We start from the raw sequence: 19803 nt of genomic DNA on the forward strand, positions 1-19803 counted from the left end.
CAAAAAATGATAGAATTTTAAGTAGACCCATTTAAATAGAGAGTTTTATTACTAGCATTGGAGAGATTTGTCATAGAATTCGTTCTATTTATTTGTTTAAAAATTCATTAAAGATTAGGGAAAATTAAGGAGATTGTTATGACAACCGCTAAACCTTCAAAACATACATCATCAAAATCTTCTAGAAAGCATTCTGCTCACAAAATACATACGCTTCCGTTAGCAACAATGGCTGCTTTGTTGACAGCAGCAACCTGCTTAGGCAGCCAGCCTGCCATGGCTGTTACAGCAACCACAATTACTACACCAACGTACACTTCAACAGCTAAAAAGCTTACGAATAGCACAGGTTCTGTGTATCAAGATCGTGAAGCTGATGTAGTTGTTAACAATCCAGACTGGCTTAAAACTCCTAGTATTCTTGAGTTCCAGCGTTATCGTTCTACTAATGATGAAAATAAAGATAAAACGACAATGAATTCCGACGAGTATGGTAGCGATGAGCACAATACTCTGATTAAAAAAACGGATATGTATGCACATATCGAAACAATAAATGGTGCTAAATATCTCGTATTCGACGTGTTCTTCAACAATGATGCTCAGTCGATGGTAAAGCTCTCAAACAGGCAGTGGTATATATGGCAAGTACCGTACCAAATTGCTAAGTTAAATCCCGATGGTTTTTTCGAAAACGACACAATTCGCGACTTACGTTTTGACGCTTACAAACTTAAAGATGCATCACAAAATGACAAAATAAAACGCAAGATGAACTTTACTCTTTCGCGCGATTTTGACAAGTTTGAAAAAGTAGACAACCAATCAACATCTATAAGCTTCCCTAACGATAACGAGAAGAACTTCGGTGCTTCAATGTTCCAGTATAGTTTAGGACCGAATCTAACAAGCGATTCACAATATGAAGCAAATATGAAGAATCTATTCCATGAGAATCACGATGATTACGCTCTTGGTAAAGCAACGTACCCAGCGTACCCATATAGTAGTAAGAATTATGGAATAGGTATTCAAACTACAGAAGTAAATCTTGCATTCCATATGCATGCCGCAGTAAAGCTTAACGATACAGCAATTAACGAAAAAGCTACGACGTATGATGAAAAGTACGCTAATATACATAATGCTTGGACTTGGGCAGATTCTGCAACATATGGAAGAACAACAAGCTCATCCTACGCGTGGGTTTCTGGACGAGATCCACAATCTGACGAAGATAAAAAATTACAACGCCACAAGGATGACAGTGAAGCGCCAAAAATTTATTACAAAGGCACTGAAGTAACTGACAATCAGACCATTCAACTTAATATAGGCGATAAACTAAGCTTCACTACCACCGATAACAAGGGTTATATTGAGAAGTTTAGTATTTCTGGTTTAACAAAAAATCCTACAGTCACGCAAGGCGATGGAAGCGAAGAGAAACCGCTTCCATCAGTCGACATCAAAGTTACTAAAAAAATGAACGGCAAGGAAGTAACTATTACTTCCGAGGATGGCTCTGGCAACGTTACCACACGCAAAGTTAAAGTCGAAGTTACTACACTTGCTGACGAACATCCTATTACCGGTAAAACCATTGATGTTACCGTTGGTGATAAATTACCGGAATTGACAAAACTTGTTGAGATTAAAGACGGCAACAAGCTTGAAAAGCAGCCAGACTTAAGGTGGAACGGCACTGCTCCAAAAACTGATACAGTTGGCGTATTCACCTATGAAAGAAAGATTAAGGGAGAATACTCCGATAAGTCCAAGAATTTTGCAGATGTAACCATCAATGTTAAACCACAGAAGCCAGTTATCGACACTAATCTGACTAATCTTGCTGGAAAGAAAGGGCAGAAAGTAACAGTATCTGTTGGAAGCGGCATTCCTACTGACGCTAAAGTTACTACAACAGTTAAACTGTTTGATAAAAATGGCAAGGAAATCGGCTCTACTACAACGATTAACGGTGGTAAAGCGGAGATTACTGTTGATGGTGAAATTCCTGCAGGCGACGTATATGCAACAACGACTGTAAAGAAGCCTGATGAAAAGACTCCTAAAGTAACAATTCAAGGATTTGAACTAACTTCAGAAAACAGTGACAAAAAACAAGCTACTGCGCCTAAGGATACTCAAAACCCAACAATTACTGCTACTGCCGATTCATTGTCTGTAGCAGTTGGGCAAGATCTGAAGATTCACATTGTTGCTAAAGATGATGTGAAGGTTGAAGAAGTACCTAATGCAAATGCTTTGATGCAAGGTTTAGGTCTTGAACTTAACGAACTCTCATCTCGAATAAAATCAAGTCAAACAACTAATACTGATAAAGAAAAGGATTTTGATCTTACAGTTAAGAATATGCAGCCGAAGGAAGTTGGCACACATACTATAACCTTCACGGTAAAAGACTCGGCAGGAAAAACCGGCACCGCAAAGCTAACCATAACCGTGAAACCAACTGTCAGCAATCCGAAAGCTGAAAACAAGACTGGTAACAACAAGACAACCGTGAGTGGTAAAACCACTCCAGGCGCAACAGTCACTATCAGCAAGAACGGTAAAGAAGTTGGTAAGGTAACCGCTGGAAACGACGGAAACTTCACTGTCGATATTGATAAGCAAGACCCGAACACCACCCTCACACTCACTCCAAGCAAGGATGGCGTAACCGGAGACCCAGTCAACACGACCGTAACCGGTGAAACACCAGCAGCAAAACCAACTGTCAGCAATCCGAAAGCTGAAAACAAGACTGGTAACAACAAGACAACCGTGAGTGGTAAAACCACTCCAGGCGCAACAGTCACTATCAGCAAGAACGGTAAAGAAGTTGGTAAGGTAACCGCTGGAAACGACGGAAACTTCACTGTCGATATTGATAAGCAAGACCCGAACACCACCCTCACACTCACTCCAAGCAAGGATGGCGTAACCGGAGACCCAGTCAACACGACCGTAACCGGTGAAACACCAGCAGCAAAACCAACTGTCAGCAATCCGAAAGCTGAAAACAAGACTGGTAACAACAAGACAACCGTGAGTGGTAAAACCACTCCAGGCGCAACAGTCACTATCAGCAAGAACGGTAAAGAAGTTGGTAAGGTAACCGCTGGAAACGACGGAAACTTCACTGTCGATATTGATAAGCAAGACCCGAACACCACCCTCACACTCACTCCAAGCAAGGATGGCGTAACCGGAGACCCAGTCAACACGACCGTAACCGGTGAAACACCAGCAGCAAAACCAACTGTCAGCAATCCGAAAGCTGAAAACAAGACTGGTAACAACAAGACAACCGTGAGTGGTAAAACCACTCCAGGCGCAACAGTCACTATCAGCAAGAACGGTAAAGAAGTTGGTAAGGTAACCGCTGGAAACGACGGAAACTTCACTGTCGATATTGATAAGCAAGACCCGAACACCACCCTCACACTCACTCCAAGCAAGGATGGCGTAACCGGAGACCCAGTCAACACGACCGTAACCGGTGAAACACCAGCAGCAAAACCAACTGTCAGCAATCCGAAAGCTGAAAACAAGACTGGTAACAACAAGACAACCGTGAGTGGTAAAACCACTCCAGGCGCAACAGTCACTATCAGCAAGAACGGTAAAGAAGTTGGTAAGGTAACCGCTGGAAACGACGGAAACTTCACTGTCGATATTGATAAGCAAGACCCGAACACCACCCTCACACTCACTCCAAGCAAGGATGGCGTAACCGGAGACCCAGTCAACACGACCGTAACCGGTGAAACACCAGCAGCAAAACCAACTGTCAGCAATCCGAAAGCTGAAAACAAGACTGGTAACAACAAGACAACCGTGAGTGGTAAAACCACTCCAGGCGCAACAGTCACTATCAGCAAGAACGGTAAAGAAGTTGGTAAGGTAACCGCTGGAAACGACGGAAACTTCACTGTCGATATTGATAAGCAAGACCCGAACACCACCCTCACACTCACTCCAAGCAAGGATGGCGTAACCGGAGACCCAGTCAACACGACCGTAACCGGTGAAACACCAGCAGCAAAACCAACTGTCAGCAATCCGAAAGCTGAAAACAAGACTGGTAACAACAAGACAACCGTGAGTGGTAAAACCACTCCAGGCGCAACAGTCACTATCAGCAAGAACGGTAAAGAAGTTGGTAAGGTAACCGCTGGAAACGACGGAAACTTCACTGTCGATATTGATAAGCAAGACCCGAACACCACCCTCACACTCACTCCAAGCAAGGATGGCGTAACCGGAGACCCAGTCAACACGACCGTAACCGGTGAAACACCAGCAGCAAAACCAACTGTCAGCAATCCGAAAGCTGAAAACAAGACTGGTAACAACAAGACAACCGTGAGTGGTAAAACCACTCCAGGCGCAACAGTCACTATCAGCAAGAACGGTAAAGAAGTTGGTAAGGTAACCGCTGGAAACGACGGAAACTTCACTGTCGATATTGATAAGCAAGACCCGAACACCACCCTCACACTCACTCCAAGCAAGGATGGCGTAACCGGAGACCCAGTCAACACGACCGTAACCGGTGAAACACCAGCAGCAAAACCAACTGTCAGCAATCCGAAAGCTGAAAACAAGACTGGTAACAACAAGACAACCGTGAGTGGTAAAACCACTCCAGGCGCAACAGTCACTATCAGCAAGAACGGTAAAGAAGTTGGTAAGGTAACCGCTGGAAACGACGGAAACTTCACTGTCGATATTGATAAGCAAGACCCGAACACCACCCTCACACTCACTCCAAGCAAGGATGGCGTAACCGGAGACCCAGTCAACACGACCGTAACCGGTGAAACACCAGCAGCAAAACCAACTGTCAGCAATCCGAAAGCTGAAAACAAGACTGGTAACAACAAGACAACCGTGAGTGGTAAAACCACTCCAGGCGCAACAGTCACTATCAGCAAGAACGGTAAAGAAGTTGGTAAGGTAACCGCTGGAAACGACGGAAACTTCACTGTCGATATTGATAAGCAAGACCCGAACACCACCCTCACACTCACTCCAAGCAAGGATGGCGTAACCGGAGACCCAGTCAACACGACCGTAACCGGTGAAACACCAGCAGCAAAACCAACTGTCAGCAATCCGAAAGCTGAAAACAAGACTGGTAACAACAAGACAACCGTGAGTGGTAAAACCACTCCAGGCGCAACAGTCACTATCAGCAAGAACGGTAAAGAAGTTGGTAAGGTAACCGCTGGAAACGACGGAAACTTCACTGTCGATATTGATAAGCAAGACCCGAACACCACCCTCACACTCACTCCAAGCAAGGATGGCGTAACCGGAGACCCAGTCAACACGACCGTAACCGGTGAAACACCAGCAGCAAAACCAACTGTCAGCAATCCGAAAGCTGAAAACAAGACTGGTAACAACAAGACAACCGTGAGTGGTAAAACCACTCCAGGCGCAACAGTCACTATCAGCAAGAACGGTAAAGAAGTTGGTAAGGTAACCGCTGGAAACGACGGAAACTTCACTGTCGATATTGATAAGCAAGACCCGAACACCACCCTCACACTCACTCCAAGCAAGGATGGCGTAACCGGAGACCCAGTCAACACGACCGTAACCGGTGAAACACCAGCAGCAAAACCAACTGTCAGCAATCCGAAAGCTGAAAACAAGACTGGTAACAACAAGACAACCGTGAGTGGTAAAACCACTCCAGGCGCAACAGTCACTATCAGCAAGAACGGTAAAGAAGTTGGTAAGGTAACCGCTGGAAACGACGGAAACTTCACTGTCGATATTGATAAGCAAGACCCGAACACCACCCTCACACTCACTCCAAGCAAGGATGGCGTAACCGGAGACCCAGTCAACACGACCGTAACCGGTGAAACACCAGCAGCAAAACCAACTGTCAGCAATCCGAAAGCTGAAAACAAGACTGGTAACAACAAGACAACCGTGAGTGGTAAAACCACTCCAGGCGCAACAGTCACTATCAGCAAGAACGGTAAAGAAGTTGGTAAGGTAACCGCTGGAAACGACGGAAACTTCACTGTCGATATTGATAAGCAAGACCCGAACACCACCCTCACACTCACTCCAAGCAAGGATGGCGTAACCGGAGACCCAGTCAACACGACCGTAACCGGTGAAACACCAGCAGCAAAACCAACTGTCAGCAATCCGAAAGCTGAAAACAAGACTGGTAACAACAAGACAACCGTGAGTGGTAAAACCACTCCAGGCGCAACAGTCACTATCAGCAAGAACGGTAAAGAAGTTGGTAAGGTAACCGCTGGAAACGACGGAAACTTCACTGTCGATATTGATAAGCAAGACCCGAACACCACCCTCACACTCACTCCAAGCAAGGATGGCGTAACCGGAGACCCAGTCAACACGACCGTAACCGGTGAAACACCAGCAGCAAAACCAACTGTCAGCAATCCGAAAGCTGAAAACAAGACTGGTAACAACAAGACAACCGTGAGTGGTAAAACCACTCCAGGCGCAACAGTCACTATCAGCAAGAACGGTAAAGAAGTTGGTAAGGTAACCGCTGGAAACGACGGAAACTTCACTGTCGATATTGATAAGCAAGACCCGAACACCACCCTCACACTCACTCCAAGCAAGGATGGCGTAACCGGAGACCCAGTCAACACGACCGTAACCGGTGAAACACCAGCAGCAAAACCAACTGCTCCAACCGTCAAGCCTCAAAACGATGGTTCTGTTGACGTAACACCAGCAGCCGGTACTGATAGTCTGGAAATCACTTATACGCCAGAAGGTGAAAACACCACCCCAACCAACTTCACTGTCAAGAAAGAAAACGGTAAGTGGAAGAAGGGTGAAAACACTCCAGAAGGCGTAACCGTTGACGAAAACACTGGTAAAGTCACTATTCCAGCAAACAAAGTCAAAGACGGCAGTGAGGTAAAAGCTAAAGATAAGAAGGGTAACACCGCTTCCGACGAAACCACTGGTAAAGCCGGAAACAACAACGGAAATTCTGGTTCTGATTCCGGTTCTGGTTCTGATTCAGGTAACGATTCCACGTCTAATAATGGCGGTTCAGATAGCGGATCTACTACTGGTGGTAGCATCTCTACAGATTCCGGCGCTCAAAATAGCACCAATGAATCAAGTAGCGCTGATAATGCTAACAACGCTGGTAACGCTGAAACCGGTAATGCTGGCAACGGCAAAGCTGGTAATGCATCCACTGGTGCTTCAGGTTCCAACGTATCTACTAAGTCTGGCAACAAGGTTCCTGCAAAGCATTCGTCCCAATTAGTAAAGACTGGTGCTGAAGTGGAACGAGTAGGATTGATCAGCGCAATGATTGGTGTACTGGGAGCTGCAGCAGCATTCTTCTCTCGCAAGAAGAATCGCGAGTAAAAAAGTTCACCTACAAAATTAAACAAAAGTAAACTAATAATTGAAAATAATTAAGAAAAAGGAGCTGAGCCACAAACCCAGCTCCTTTTTCTATATCGCTGCTCACTTACACATATAAACTCTTGTATTGTGATTCAAAACATATCTTATTTAAGAAGAACCATCTTTGAATATATTCAAATAAGCGATAATAAAATCAATAAAAAACAATTTTTGACAGAATTGCAATATAAAAATTTCTTAAACAACATTTCCGCACATAAACAGATGGGTGCAAAGTGTGTGCACTTTTTAACGATAGGAAAAGCTATCGTTAAAAGGTTTAAGATTGGCTTAATAGTTTGCTGAACAATCTTACGCAATAATCAATATGCTTTTAGTATCACCCACACCTACCCGCTAATAAAATCCTTATTTAATTAACTAAATCCCATATTTATCAGCTAAAACCCTATATTTGTTAAAGTACCTTTACGTCGTTGAACCGCCACACCAACATTCCATATGATCACACCAACAATTGCCCATAACACACCAACAATAAGAATCACAAGTAGCGATACGCCAACATTTACAGAACCATCAATTATACTACGAGATGCTTGAGTAACATGAGTTACTGGAATCACATATAACACGTATTGCATCATCTTAGGAAATACGCTAATTGGAGCAATCACACCACAAACAATAGGAAGTATTGCACTAAGCGCGTTAGAAATAGTATAAACATCATTCATCATCATGCTTATAGCAGCTATAGCGATACCAAATCCCGTAGAAGCAACAGGAACAATAAGGAACAACAGCATCAACACACTCATATTAATCACAAAGAAAGCACTTGGGCTTACTACAAGCATTGTTATAAACAAAGTCACAGCATCACTCACTAAAGAAATAGTCACGAGCGCAATAATACGACCGAACCATAATGGTAATGCAACTTTCGCGCTTGTAAGCACGAATGGTGTTGTGCCTTCAAAACGATCCCATGCTAGTGCTTCTGACACAGTCATACTTGTGGAAATAGAACACGCACCCATCACAGCAGCAAGAGTTGAAGCAATCAAACTATGATTAAAACCAGCGCTAGTCGCTACACTAGCTGCTCCATTGAATCCTCCGCTTACAGCTCCAGCTAGAAAAACGTATAAGAACGTGGATAAAAGAGGCTCAATAATCATACGAATAACAGCAGTATTCCAACTATTTAAGCTAGGTATACTCTGTATACTCACTCTTGCACCAGTTCGTATACTAGATAACACGCTCACGTGACCATACTGTGAATATTGATTATATTGATGCAATCTAGCGCACTTACTATTTTGAATAATTTTATTTCGCATAGTTTCAACCTGATTATTATTTCGTATCATATTATGTTCAAACTTCCATTAAGCGTTGCAAGTCGAATAGCATGACGTAACATAAAACCTGCAATAACAAGCAAAACGCTAGATAATACAACACATAACACAATCGCTAACACAGTAGTAGCATTAAACGATTGCGCATGAGCCACCCACACTGCAGACGTAAGCGGATGAATAAACGCAATAACGCGAACTGGCAATGACATTGATTCTACAGGAATCACTATTCCACAAAGCATCCATACAGGAATTAAAATCAAACCTTCATAAACTGTAGCTTTACGGCATAATACAAAAATTCCAGATAATAATGCAGCAGAAGCTACGCAAGCAAGCATAGAAAGTAAGTATCCAACTAACTGCGTGAATGTTATCATAAAGAACCCATGGCAGAAAACAGCAACGGCAATAATCGCAAGCGGCATACCAATACACCCAAGTAAAGCTGCGGATCCTACAATAGGAAGAAACACTGCAGAAGGTGAGATAACACTTAAAATTAAATATTGTAATGTTCCTAAATAACGCTGGTATCCAATAATTCCAACAGCAGTAGTTGTAGCAGACCATAATCCAGCTATAGAAGAATCAACCCAAATATTATTAAGGCAGTTGGTACAATCATGAGAAAAACCATAGTAGGCAACAATTTTCATCAACGCAAAACATACTGGAGCAAGTATCGCATTTTGCAAGAAAAACGTTGTTTTCGCTAAACTTTTAAGCTGAAACCACATGCCACGAATCACAGAAGCGTATGAACGAGTAGAAGTATTCATATTATTAAGCCTCCTACTTACTTAATGGGAGTGAGGACGGCGAAGAAGACGGCGTAGCAGCAGAAGAAGAAGTAGAAGTATTTGATGCAGAAATATTATCATTTTGCACAATAGCAAGATACGTTTCTTCCAAACTTGCAGCGCGATCACCTAAACGTGTAATCCCATCAACAGGAATTTTAATATTTCGTTCTTGAGATACTGTTTTGCTCCACGCGATAGTGATATTTAACACTCCGTGTGATTCAAAAATATCACACCACAACACTCCGTCAAGTTTTTGCAATTCTTCCTTAACACTAGGAGTTCCGCTTGATAGTTCACCGTCATACGCGTACATTGTTACATGATCAATATGCTGCAAAGAAGCCAACTGCTGAACATTTCCCTGAGCGATAATATTACCGTGATTTATTACAGCAACAGTATCAGCTAATTTTTCAGCCTCACTCATCTCATGCGTAGTTAGCAAAATCGCTATTCCTTGATCTCGTAAAGCATGAATAATTTCACGTACTTTCCTAGCATTTTCAGGATCCAAACCAGTGGTAGGCTCATCTAAAAGCATAAGATCCGTTCTAGCAACCAGCGATCGAGCAATATGCAATCGCTGCCACATTCCCCTTGAAAAAGTTTGAACAGCATCATGAGCTTTATCAAGTAAATCAACTTGCTCAAGAGCATCATGAATACGCTTACCTTGCTCCCTATATGGAACAGCGGAAAGATCCGCAAAATAACGAAGATTATCTAATGCACTTAGCCTTTGATAAAATCCTCGCTCACCTCCAAGAAGTAACGACACGTGCTTACGTGCTTCTCGAGGATTACTCACAGCATCAATACTGGCAATACGAACACTACCACTATCAGGAGCTAACAACGTACCAACAATTTTCACAGTAGTTGTTTTACCTGCACCATTCGGACCAAGCAAGCAAAATATTTCACCAGAATGAATATCAAAAGATACGTTATGTAAAACTTGGCGAGTTGTTTTCTTATGACCGAATCCACGAGAATAAGATCTTGTTACATTATCAATACGCAATATTAAGTTGCTAGTTGACTGCTTATTATTGTTATCGCGACTATCAGTTGCGTTTTCTATATTATTATTCATTATTATTGCTTCGTTCTTACTTGTTATTAAAGCTTAATTCTTACTGTTATTGAATAAATTTCAACAATGAAAATCAGTTAGATAAAAAGATAACGCTTGCTTACAAGAAACGATAAGAACGCGCAAAAACATGCAAAAAACGTGTAAAAACCAGCGCGCACGTGCAAACATAATGACAAACATCATGTGCAATGCGTGTTTAATACTGCTAAAGAATATGTATCTTAAGCTGTTTTATGTGCTTTTATATGCCTTTCAAACCGTTCTTAAGACTAGCGATCATTTGGGCAGTCATAGCGCAACACCTCATAAACTTAAATGTGCTTTACGTGGAAAATTATATGAGCATTACGTCAAAAACTCAAATATAAGCAACCACAAAACATTTGTTTAACATTTGCAATACATTATAAGTAGTTGGAAGTAATAATATGTCTAAAACTGCAAACATCAACATACGTATTGAACCAAGTGTAAAACAAAGTGCTGAAGACTTATTTGGCAGCTTCGGAATTTCCGTCACTGATGCTATCAATATTTTCTTACGAACTTCCATAATGGAAGGCGGTTTCCCATTCATAATTAAGCAGTCACAATATAACACTGAATCACTGGCTGCTATGGAAGAAGCTAGAAGAATTTCCAGAGACCCTAACGTACCATCGTATTCCTCTATGGAAGACCTTAAGAAAGCGTTGTTGCAAGACTGATGTACAACGTTAAGTTCACGAATGCCACATCAAGCCAGACTGGTTACTTGTTTATTTACTAGAGGATGATATTCTCACACTCACATTCGCACTTTTAGTAACTGCCATATCAACCAACCTCCATACACACACCATAAAATACTGTATCGCATATTGCAACACAATTGCACGAATGGGATTTTTCGACTGTCATACACGATTTTTATGTTCGCATTACTACATCAGATAATACGATCAAGCACCGTGATGGTAGGAAGCCCCGCTTATTTTCTCGTTTGAGTTTGAACATAAAAATAGCAGATAAAGGGAAGGAAATGAATTTACACCAAAGTGAGGGCTTAATCGCTAACAGCATGCTCGCAATATAAAAATTGCAAATAACGTTCTCATTGCATAACTTTTTCGCAATTTGTTATCTAAGTCGCAGTAGCTGGGATAGTACAGAAGAATTACGTCAAGCTATTCATACTTATATTGATTTTTACAACAATCACAGAATTAAAATGGGGCTTAAAAGACAATTATGGAACATCGTGCTATGGTTGCACAAAATGTCTAAAAATTGTCCTAAGCCCCTTTTGTTTTCAATGTCAAGTAATGCTGAATGTTAAGCTTTTTTAGCTTAATAACAGCGAGTTTTCCGTGGTATTTCAACGATAACTCGGGTTTTTAGACACACTTTTTTGCCGCTTATCCTCAAAAATGGTTCCTTCATTAGGCAACGACATCGTTGTCATCAAAGCAAGCATGAACATAAGCGGACCGAGCGCATTCCCATACGTTTTGAACATCACACCAAAATCATGGCCGAATACCACCATCGACAAGTAAAGGAACATAAAATTCACAGCTGTAAACAGAACCAACTTCAGCACGAACATAAGAACCTTGTACATAAGAATATTCTCCTCACTTACTCCACGGAGTCGCACACCAAATAGGTTTAATACTCATTCTATCCAATAATTTTTTGCCATACAATTGTTGTTGTTATTTTTGATAACACATAAAATGTATAAGGTGTTCTAAGTTTTACTTGTAACAAATAGAAATAGGGTTATTCCCCCAAATACTAAATTATGCAAATAGACTACAATTAGAATACTCTAATGAAACTAACCTAATCTACTGTTGTAATTAAATGATGAACTCTTGCAATAATCCCATTGGTAGTGTATGTAGCAACAAGATGGTTAAGAATGGTAAAACCAGTGCAAATAAAACACGATGGAGATATGCGAAACATGCGGCTCTTTTTTAATACAACATTGCCAAGATATAACACGTAAAAAACTGTTACATTTGTTTATGAAATGGCTGTTAAGTTTTTTAAACAAAAACTATAAATACTAATAGCAAGGAAAAAGGAAAGATATAACGGGTTACGTAGAGCCTTTTGCTTAAAGAAGAAGAAAACAGTCTTACAGAATCTTACGCAGCTACTGCGGTTCTTCTCCGTGGGTGCCACTTGATAACGAGAACAATATTGGTAAGCACAATACCAACAACTACGCTCACCCATGCCAAACCCGGTGTAAGAAGCCAAGCGAGAACACCGAAAATCAGCAGTCGAAGCAATACAACAATAACTAAGAAAGGCCAACTTTTTGTTAGGCATTTCTGTTGATCAGCCTTCAATGCGCCCATCAGAACCATAATCGCAGCCGCCGCGCAAGAAAATAGCATATTGCCAAAGAATATGACGAGTAGCGTGCTCCAGCCAGCGATAGTACAAAGCATCCACCATTGCAGCATCAATGCAAGCAAAAATGTAACAACAGCATATACTGCTTCCATCAGCATATTCGCAACGATTAACGATGAGAATGTTAGAGACGTACCTCTAGGAGTGTCTGTTTTACCTGCGCTCGCATGCTGTAATGCAATCATGTTTCTCGCCTCGGCGCGCTTTACGCGTTCTTCTTCAAGCATTTGAACGCCAAGCTCAACCGATTTCTTTGAAGCTTCCTGTAATTGCGCATCCGTCATACCTGGCTGCCAAGGCTTTTCAAAAACAAACATCAACACACTAGTAATCGCTGCGCCAATAATAATGCTTAGCAACGTGATATCGGAAACAAGCAATAAAGCAATACCAGAAGTCACCAACAGCCTGAGCACAAAATCGATAATTCCAATAAGCAAATACCCGTCATCCGGTCTACGATGCCTATACCACTGCAGACACGCTGCACTTAGCAGCGAAAACACCACAACACTCAACGCGAGTATGACCACAGTTTCCCAACCTAGTACTCGGTGCCCTACGAACTGCTGTACAAGCAGCGAAATAATAAGCGTGCAAATGCCAGCAACAGTTTCTATAATCACATTATCCCAAAAAGCATGCTTGAAAAGCACTGGCCTTACATTCGTCTCACTCATCATCTAACCCTAGGAAAGGCAATTACGAGTAATTGGCTCGATACCGAGAATCATTTCCAAAAACTTAGCTCCATCAGGACCAAGATGAGCTTCAAGCTCTCCTCGCGCTTTCCAGATAGCCGACACAGTTCTATATATTTGCTTCGCTCGCTTCAGCCAACCAAGTGCCTTAGCAATAGGCACACTATATTGAAATACAAATGAAGCTATCGCTAATGCACACCCGACCCAATTAACCATCGGTGCGTAATGTCCAATAGAAACCCTATTCCTACGCATCAGTGACTTAAACGTTAAGCCATGCAATGCTGCATTTAAGCGTGCTTCATAATTTGAAGTTGTACGTGGATTAGCATACTGCAAATCAGCAGGCACTGATTCAAATGCACGGATCAACGCATCCAAGTCTGCATCTGTCATAGTTGTAGTAGAAGATAGGCTACCAGCAGCATATGTGAAGTTACCGCGCTCTGTCAATGTGTTAGCGGAAGACACTTCAGCTGAACACAATACTAGTGAGATACTAACAATCGGTACAGATAACATTTTCATTGTTTTACGCATCATTCTCTCTCCTTAAAAATCAGAAAACCCGAATTGATCCGCATTGTTAAGATGCGCGTCGGGTACTGTTATTTACGTATGCTACACCAATGAGCGTATTTTATTAAATCTTTCAAACTAGCACAAATTTTTTCTTTCTAACAAGATTATTTAGTCTTATACTCACCTTCATGAACACAAACAAATGTCAGAACGAAAACACTACAACTAGAATGCACGCATAGTAGGTATCAGAAAAAACGCTATTCCAATTCAGCGCGATTTGTAAAGGAGCGCCACTGATTTTCTGTATGACTCGACTGCTTCATCTTGGTGTCGAGTGTGTAGCCAGATTCGTGCTCATTAGCTGGAATTGGTCAAAGCGCATTTTTTGAGGAAAACACACCGATTTTTGCCCTCATACGTTCTCGGAAAAGTTCAAAGGACATGTTCCCGCCTATGATATGCAAATCCGTAGATTTGACCTTCGTTTCAAGACTTCGCTCTGAGGAAATAAGTCCGAAATCCCATCATCTCGACATACCTATTGGTGAAACCAAAACTATACATTGAATGTCAGTTTTCCTCTATTCGATATATGGTTTATGTCTCCAATGGTCGCTTTTTAATCTTCAATGTTCACTTTTTTATATTTCTGGTTCCTGCTGTTTGGCTTATCTGGTATCGTCATTTCTATTTTTCCTGCACTAAGCAAAGGAACAAGATACCTTTCTCTGAAATTCTTGCTATCCGTAAGGCCAAGGTAATCCATCATCTCACGCTTACTTCGCGGTGTACTGCAAAAATCAATTAATCTCAATAACCTTTGTTCCAGATCTTGGGGGGTGACTTGATGGGTATCTTGAGGGACGACTTGTGGGGTACCTTGGGTAATCGGCCCGACCGTGGCAGTTGCAGCCTCAGAAAGAGGAATCACTGTCGTAAAAACATCTGCCTCTGTAAAGACAGGCTCTCCACCAGAATACATTTTCGTGTATTTATAGCTGTTGCGCATACCACTTCCAAGCTCGTCAGCAAGACCGATCTCACGGAACACTTTTGCTATCGGCGGATTCTTTGCGAATGGCTTGAATGTGTTCAGATTCAGGTTGCCGTGTCCATGCGCAAGGTTCGCATTCTCTGTTGTAATCTTATTCCGTTCAATGACAAGCTTCGGTACATATCCACTGGAAAAATCACGGTGCATCAACAAATTGGAAATAATCTCACGCAGGATTTTATCTCTGGCGCTTATCCGCTGGACACCATACAATGTAAAAACATCATTCAGATGCTTCTTTCCAAATTCCATCAAACGATCGTAGCTTTCAATCAGGTTTGTGATCACCACATCCCTGTCATCATAACGATCAACATTGAACACTCTGAAAATAGCGTCTGTCTTATGCTGCGGTAACACGGACATGATACGGTTATCCGTACCAAAGAGTAAGACTGCCGCAAGTGTGATACCTTCTTTGTTCGTTTCCGGATCCTCAAGTATAAGCCCACAGCTTCTGAGCATCTCCTCATCCGTCATGTCAATCCACGGATGGTGCTCAGTATTCACTCTCGTCATTCTCCTTGCTCGATCCATAAGATCATGGCGAAGGCTTGAAACCGGGATGGCAGGGTAAACCTTATTCACAAAATAGGTACTTTGCTTACGGGCATAAAGGTTGAAAACCATATCCGCATTATCTGTAATATCGATGTCAGACTCATTATTGCGATCAAATATTCTGCCCGCATTGCGATAAACGGTTTTTCCAACCGGGACATAGACATAAAGAACAATACGCCCATCGATCTCATATTCCTCTGTAGTCAAATAGAGTGGAGGATACATTTTTCTCTCATTGTTGATCGTAGTAACAAAATTTTTCTTCATCTGTTCAACGCAGTCTTTATCAACACCGAGAATCGTACCGTTATCCTTCACGCCAAAGAAAATATGACCGCCATCCCGATTAGAAAAAGAGCAAACAGTATCGTAGACATCCTTCGTAATATCTTTTGTTGATTTTTTGAATTCGACTGTCAGCCCCTCGCCCTGACGAATCAAGTTCATCAAATTTTCAGGGAGTATCATATAACTCACCCCTTTCATATCTTTGATGCGTATAACTTGTGCTGGCTACAGCATAAGCTCATAGGACTAATCCTCGTCCTTTGGTACTGGAATATAAACCATCCTCAGCGTGATCTTAGTTTCATTATGTGTTGGATACAATGAAACCTTGCCCTTGAACTCTGAAACTTTGACTTTCCATTCTGAGTTTTAACCTAACACTTTTAAATCTAATGCTTGGTATTCCTTTTACTATTTACGGCTTATATCTGAGACTATACTTCCAGCAAATCATAGAAAGTACGCTCATCAATAATTTCTATATCTTGCCCCTCAAGCTTGAGCTTTTCTGCTTTCTTATGCTTTGATGACTTCTCACCTTTAAGAATTGCATTATAATCATTATCCCCAAGTATTAGATAGTTAGTTTGCTTAGTCACACTATTATCTAAGACGCCGCCGAGATTCACTACAATCTGCATCGCATCCTTGCGAACCATTTTCTCAAGCTTACCAGTAAAAACCACGTGCCGATTATAGAAAAACCCATCTTTATCAACAACCACTTCATCAGGCTTAATGGCTTTGATATCTATCCCTTTACCACCGTGACTTCCGCTAACAGGCCATAAATCTTCAATGACTAGATTCTTCTCAGCCATGCGTGTTTTAACAGCATCATATAATTCTTTCGTCGCAATACAATCAGCTAAAGCACGGTGTTCATTATTATGCAAACCCAAATAATCAGTTAAATCGGAGAGTCTGTGATGCTTCAACTCAGGATACAGTTTACGAGCAAATTGCATCGTATCCATATACTGATTAGACAATTGAGTCTTAAAACCCTCATTCAAAAAACGCATATCAAAAGAAGTATTGTGCCCAAGAATAATATCCTCACCAATAAATGAAAGCACAGCCGTTTTCACATCAGCGATAGACGGCATACTCTCCAACATGTCATTAGTTATTCCTGTTAATGCTGTAATAAAACCATCTACTTCTACACTCGGTTTAACCAGCTGATCATAACGGTCTACTATTTCATTGTTCCTGACCCTTAAAATACCAATTTCAATAATTTCATCGTAATACGCAGATAAGCCGGTCGTTTCGGTATCTAGCACACAGTAATCATCAATAATCTGCCTAGTATAATTAGTATTCCTACTATACATAAAATACCCCCAACCCCAAAAACCGATTATTATAATCCAATTATAAAGAAGAACTTTACGCTAGCAACTCATATCACAATTTTTCTTGAAACAATATTATCGATATTCCCAAATCACTTAAAACTACAATTTTTCAAAAAATATTCAACCCACCCTATACCAAAATCGCTAACATACTACAAGCAAACCGCACATAAACAGGTGGGTGCAGGGTGGGTGCAAAGTGGGTGCACTTTTTAACGTTAACATCCTGTGCACTCGACCCTAAAGCGTCGACATGTTCCCTCATACAGCAAAATCACGCTCAAAAACCGCGAGAACCCAGCTTAAAGCCGCTTCGCATTAAACCTTTTAACGATAGCCCTCGCTAACCCCTGCTACACAAGGGCAAACTTGCACCCACCTAATCAGCCTTTGACATCAATACGACACTCTCGACGTGGATTGAGAGAACGGGTAGTATAGCTACACTTTTTGAGTGCACACTATTGATAGTGGGTGCACTTTTTAACGATAGAAAAAGCTATCGTTAAAAGGTTTAAGATTGGCTTAATAACTTGATTTTAGCATAAAAACAAAAAAACAGCCTAGAGAGGATTACCCCTAGGCTGACTTTTGTAACATTTCAAACGCTCACATTCTTTTGGCTTTTACGATGCCCTTTCAATATCCACACTAATCTCTGATTTAAAAGTTATACTGAACCTGTCCTCGTAAACTTTTATTTTCCTGATGTACTTTCTTACCAGCTTCTCGTCATACTCACTAATATCGCGACTCTCACTTTTCAGAAAATCTTCCATTTCTCTGATTCGTCTTTTAGCATCTTCTTGACCTGCTTTTTCTATAAGAAGCTGCTGTTTCTTAACTTTAAGCTCATCAATCTCGTTGGCAGTTTTCGTGTAGTCTTTTTTAGCTTTAAGCAAGGTTAATAGTATCGCTTGTTTATCTGCAATTCTTTTATCAACCGTTTCAATCTCACTTAAGTTGTTGCCCGCGATAATTTCTCTAATATTGTTATTCAACGTATCCAATACTTCATCCGATATACTAAACACCTTGTTTATGGCTTTCACTGTAGCAGACTGCAGTTCGTTCTCTTGTACTGTCGGAGCATCGCAAGCACTAGGACCATTTTCCCATCTGGTACAACAACGCCAAACAACAGAATGCACTCCTCGGTTGTTCCAAGCAATTCTTCTGTAAACATCCCCGCATTTAGCACAAACACACAGGCTGGATAAAGCGTACTTACTGGAATAAACTCTCCTTTTTTTATTCTCCTCACCGCTAAACATGTTGGCTCGTCTTAACATTTCTTCTTGAACTTTAAAGAAAATATCTCTTGGAATAATAGACGCGTGACTATCTTTGACATAATACTGTGGTTCTGTTCCATCATTTTTTATACGAACATGGTTAATAAAATCTGTCGTGATGGTTTTTTGTAAAAGAGCATCACCAATATATTTTTCGTTTTGCAAGATGCCTTTAATATTAGATAAATTCCATTTTAAATGCCCGGCACCGTTTTTAATGCCGTCTTTTTCAAGGCCCTCCGCTATATCTCTAAGGCTTGCTCCTTCTAAATATTCTCTATAAATCCTTCTTACGACTTTTGCTTCCTTTTCAAGAATTACAAGATTCCCTTCATCGTCTTTTGTGTATCCTAAAAACCAGTTATGGTTGATTTGCACTTTGCCTTCCTGGTAGCGAAACTTAAGTCCAAGCTTCACATTCTGAGAAAGCGACGCTGATTCCTGTTGAGCTAAAGAAGCCATGATAGTAAGCAATAGTTCTCCACTTGCTTCCATGGTGTTGATGTTTTCTTTTTCAAAAATGATCGGAATGTTTTTGTCTTTCAACTGTCTAACAAACTTTAAACAGTCTATAGTGTTTCTCGCAAAACGGCTAATCGACTTAGTGATAACCATGTCTACCTTGCCACTCATGCAATCGTGGATCATGTCATTGAAACCGACACGTTTTTTCGTGCTAGTTCCTGAAATACCGTCATCAGCATAAATGCCAGCAAACTCCCAGAGAGGATTTCTTGAAATATAATCCGTATAATGCTGAACTTGCGTGTCATAACTTGTTGCCTGTTCTTCACTGTCAGTACTGACACGACAATACGCTACTACTCTTAACTTCGGCTTATCTTCATGCTTATCTACCGTATTCCCCGCTATTTTTCTTGGTGGAATAATTATAACGTTGGCACTCAT

The 19803-nt window shown here is 41.2% G+C and carries 12 protein-coding genes; 3 read left to right on the forward strand and 9 right to left on the reverse strand.

Annotated features, from left to right (window positions below; all coding sequences use genetic code 11):
- Positions 1 to 138: 138 nt before the first annotated feature.
- A complete protein-coding gene (locus tag HXT26_RS03635) occupies positions 139 to 7404 on the forward strand; it encodes a beta strand repeat-containing protein (protein ID WP_422111885.1) in 7266 nt (2421 codons plus the stop codon).
- A gap of 443 nt (positions 7405 to 7847) precedes the next feature.
- Here HXT26_RS03635 and HXT26_RS03640 read toward each other — a convergent pair whose 3' ends face one another.
- From HXT26_RS03640 to HXT26_RS03650, 3 genes are read right to left on the reverse strand one after another with little or no spacing between them, the layout of a single operon-like run.
- On the reverse strand, positions 7848 to 8786 hold the full coding sequence (locus HXT26_RS03640) for an ABC transporter permease (RefSeq protein WP_410294770.1): 939 nt from the start codon (positions 8784 to 8786) through the stop codon (positions 7848 to 7850).
- The gene (locus HXT26_RS03645; protein ID WP_174164103.1) at positions 8783 to 9562 is read right to left on the reverse strand and encodes an ABC transporter; all 780 of its coding nucleotides are present in this window, start codon (positions 9560 to 9562) and stop codon (positions 8783 to 8785) included. The genes HXT26_RS03640 and HXT26_RS03645 overlap by 4 nt, the downstream gene beginning before the upstream one ends.
- A 13-nt stretch (positions 9563 to 9575) precedes the next feature.
- Entirely contained in the window at positions 9576 to 10685 is a 1110-nt protein-coding gene (locus HXT26_RS03650) for an ABC transporter ATP-binding protein (protein ID WP_422111886.1), read from the reverse strand.
- A gap of 431 nt (positions 10686 to 11116) precedes the next feature.
- Between HXT26_RS03650 and HXT26_RS03655 the strand changes: the two genes are divergently transcribed.
- Positions 11117 to 11395, forward strand: coding sequence for a type II toxin-antitoxin system RelB/DinJ family antitoxin (locus tag HXT26_RS03655; RefSeq protein WP_116971429.1), 279 nt, complete (start codon positions 11117 to 11119; stop codon positions 11393 to 11395).
- A 389-nt stretch (positions 11396 to 11784) separates the two neighbouring features.
- Entirely contained in the window at positions 11785 to 12006 is a 222-nt protein-coding gene (locus HXT26_RS03660) for an IS3 family transposase (protein WP_217428672.1), read from the forward strand.
- Positions 12007 to 12045: 39 nt separating this feature from the next.
- Here the strand turns inward: HXT26_RS03660 and HXT26_RS03665 are convergent, their stop codons facing one another.
- From HXT26_RS03665 to HXT26_RS03690, 6 genes are all read right to left on the reverse strand, one after another.
- A complete protein-coding gene (locus HXT26_RS03665; RefSeq protein WP_004573997.1) occupies positions 12046 to 12291 on the reverse strand; it encodes a hypothetical protein in 246 nt (81 codons plus the stop codon).
- Positions 12292 to 12826: 535 nt separating this feature from the next.
- The gene (locus HXT26_RS03670) at positions 12827 to 13780 is read right to left on the reverse strand and encodes a hypothetical protein (RefSeq protein ID WP_422111887.1); all 954 of its coding nucleotides are present in this window, start codon (positions 13778 to 13780) and stop codon (positions 12827 to 12829) included.
- 9 nt (positions 13781 to 13789) lie between these two features.
- Positions 13790 to 14347, reverse strand: coding sequence for a hypothetical protein (locus HXT26_RS03675; RefSeq protein ID WP_422111888.1), 558 nt, complete (start codon positions 14345 to 14347; stop codon positions 13790 to 13792).
- A 601-nt stretch (positions 14348 to 14948) separates the two neighbouring features.
- Positions 14949 to 16415 carry an RNA-binding domain-containing protein gene (locus tag HXT26_RS03680; protein ID WP_422111889.1) on the reverse strand — a complete coding sequence of 489 codons (1467 nt, stop codon included), beginning with the start codon at positions 16413 to 16415 and terminating at the stop codon, positions 14949 to 14951.
- A 254-nt stretch (positions 16416 to 16669) separates the two neighbouring features.
- Entirely contained in the window at positions 16670 to 17575 is a 906-nt protein-coding gene (locus tag HXT26_RS03685; RefSeq protein WP_422111890.1) for an exonuclease domain-containing protein, read from the reverse strand.
- Between the two features lie 650 nt (positions 17576 to 18225).
- Positions 18226 to 19803, reverse strand: a complete 1578-nt coding sequence (locus HXT26_RS03690; RefSeq protein WP_422111891.1) for a recombinase family protein — start codon at positions 19801 to 19803, stop codon at positions 18226 to 18228.

Source organism: Gardnerella sp. DNF00497B (genome assembly GCF_049262725.1).
Classification (GTDB): Bacteria; Actinomycetota; Actinomycetes; order Actinomycetales; family Bifidobacteriaceae; genus Bifidobacterium; species Bifidobacterium leopoldii.

Excerpts from the sequence above, each read along its gene's own strand:
- HXT26_RS03635 (WP_422111885.1), top strand. The coding sequence starts at position 139 with ATGACAACCGCTAAACCTTCAAAACATACATCATCAAAATCTTCTAGA.
- HXT26_RS03670 (WP_422111887.1), bottom strand. The coding sequence starts at position 13,780 with ATGAGTGAGACGAATGTAAGGCCAGTGCTTTTCAAGCATGCTTTTTGG.
- HXT26_RS03680 (WP_422111889.1), bottom strand. The coding sequence starts at position 16,415 with ATGATACTCCCTGAAAATTTGATGAACTTGATTCGTCAGGGCGAGGGG.
- HXT26_RS03665 (WP_004573997.1), bottom strand. The coding sequence starts at position 12,291 with ATGTACAAGGTTCTTATGTTCGTGCTGAAGTTGGTTCTGTTTACAGCT.
- HXT26_RS03650 (WP_422111886.1), bottom strand. The coding sequence starts at position 10,685 with ATGAATAATAATATAGAAAACGCAACTGATAGTCGCGATAACAATAAT.
- HXT26_RS03690 (WP_422111891.1), bottom strand. The coding sequence starts at position 19,803 with ATGAGTGCCAACGTTATAATTATTCCACCAAGAAAAATAGCGGGGAAT.
- HXT26_RS03645 (WP_174164103.1), bottom strand. The coding sequence starts at position 9,562 with ATGAATACTTCTACTCGTTCATACGCTTCTGTGATTCGTGGCATGTGG.
- HXT26_RS03655 (WP_116971429.1), top strand. The coding sequence starts at position 11,117 with ATGTCTAAAACTGCAAACATCAACATACGTATTGAACCAAGTGTAAAA.
- HXT26_RS03685 (WP_422111890.1), bottom strand. The coding sequence starts at position 17,575 with ATGTATAGTAGGAATACTAATTATACTAGGCAGATTATTGATGATTAC.
- HXT26_RS03640 (WP_410294770.1), bottom strand. The coding sequence starts at position 8,786 with ATGATACGAAATAATAATCAGGTTGAAACTATGCGAAATAAAATTATT.
- HXT26_RS03675 (WP_422111888.1), bottom strand. The coding sequence starts at position 14,347 with ATGATGCGTAAAACAATGAAAATGTTATCTGTACCGATTGTTAGTATC.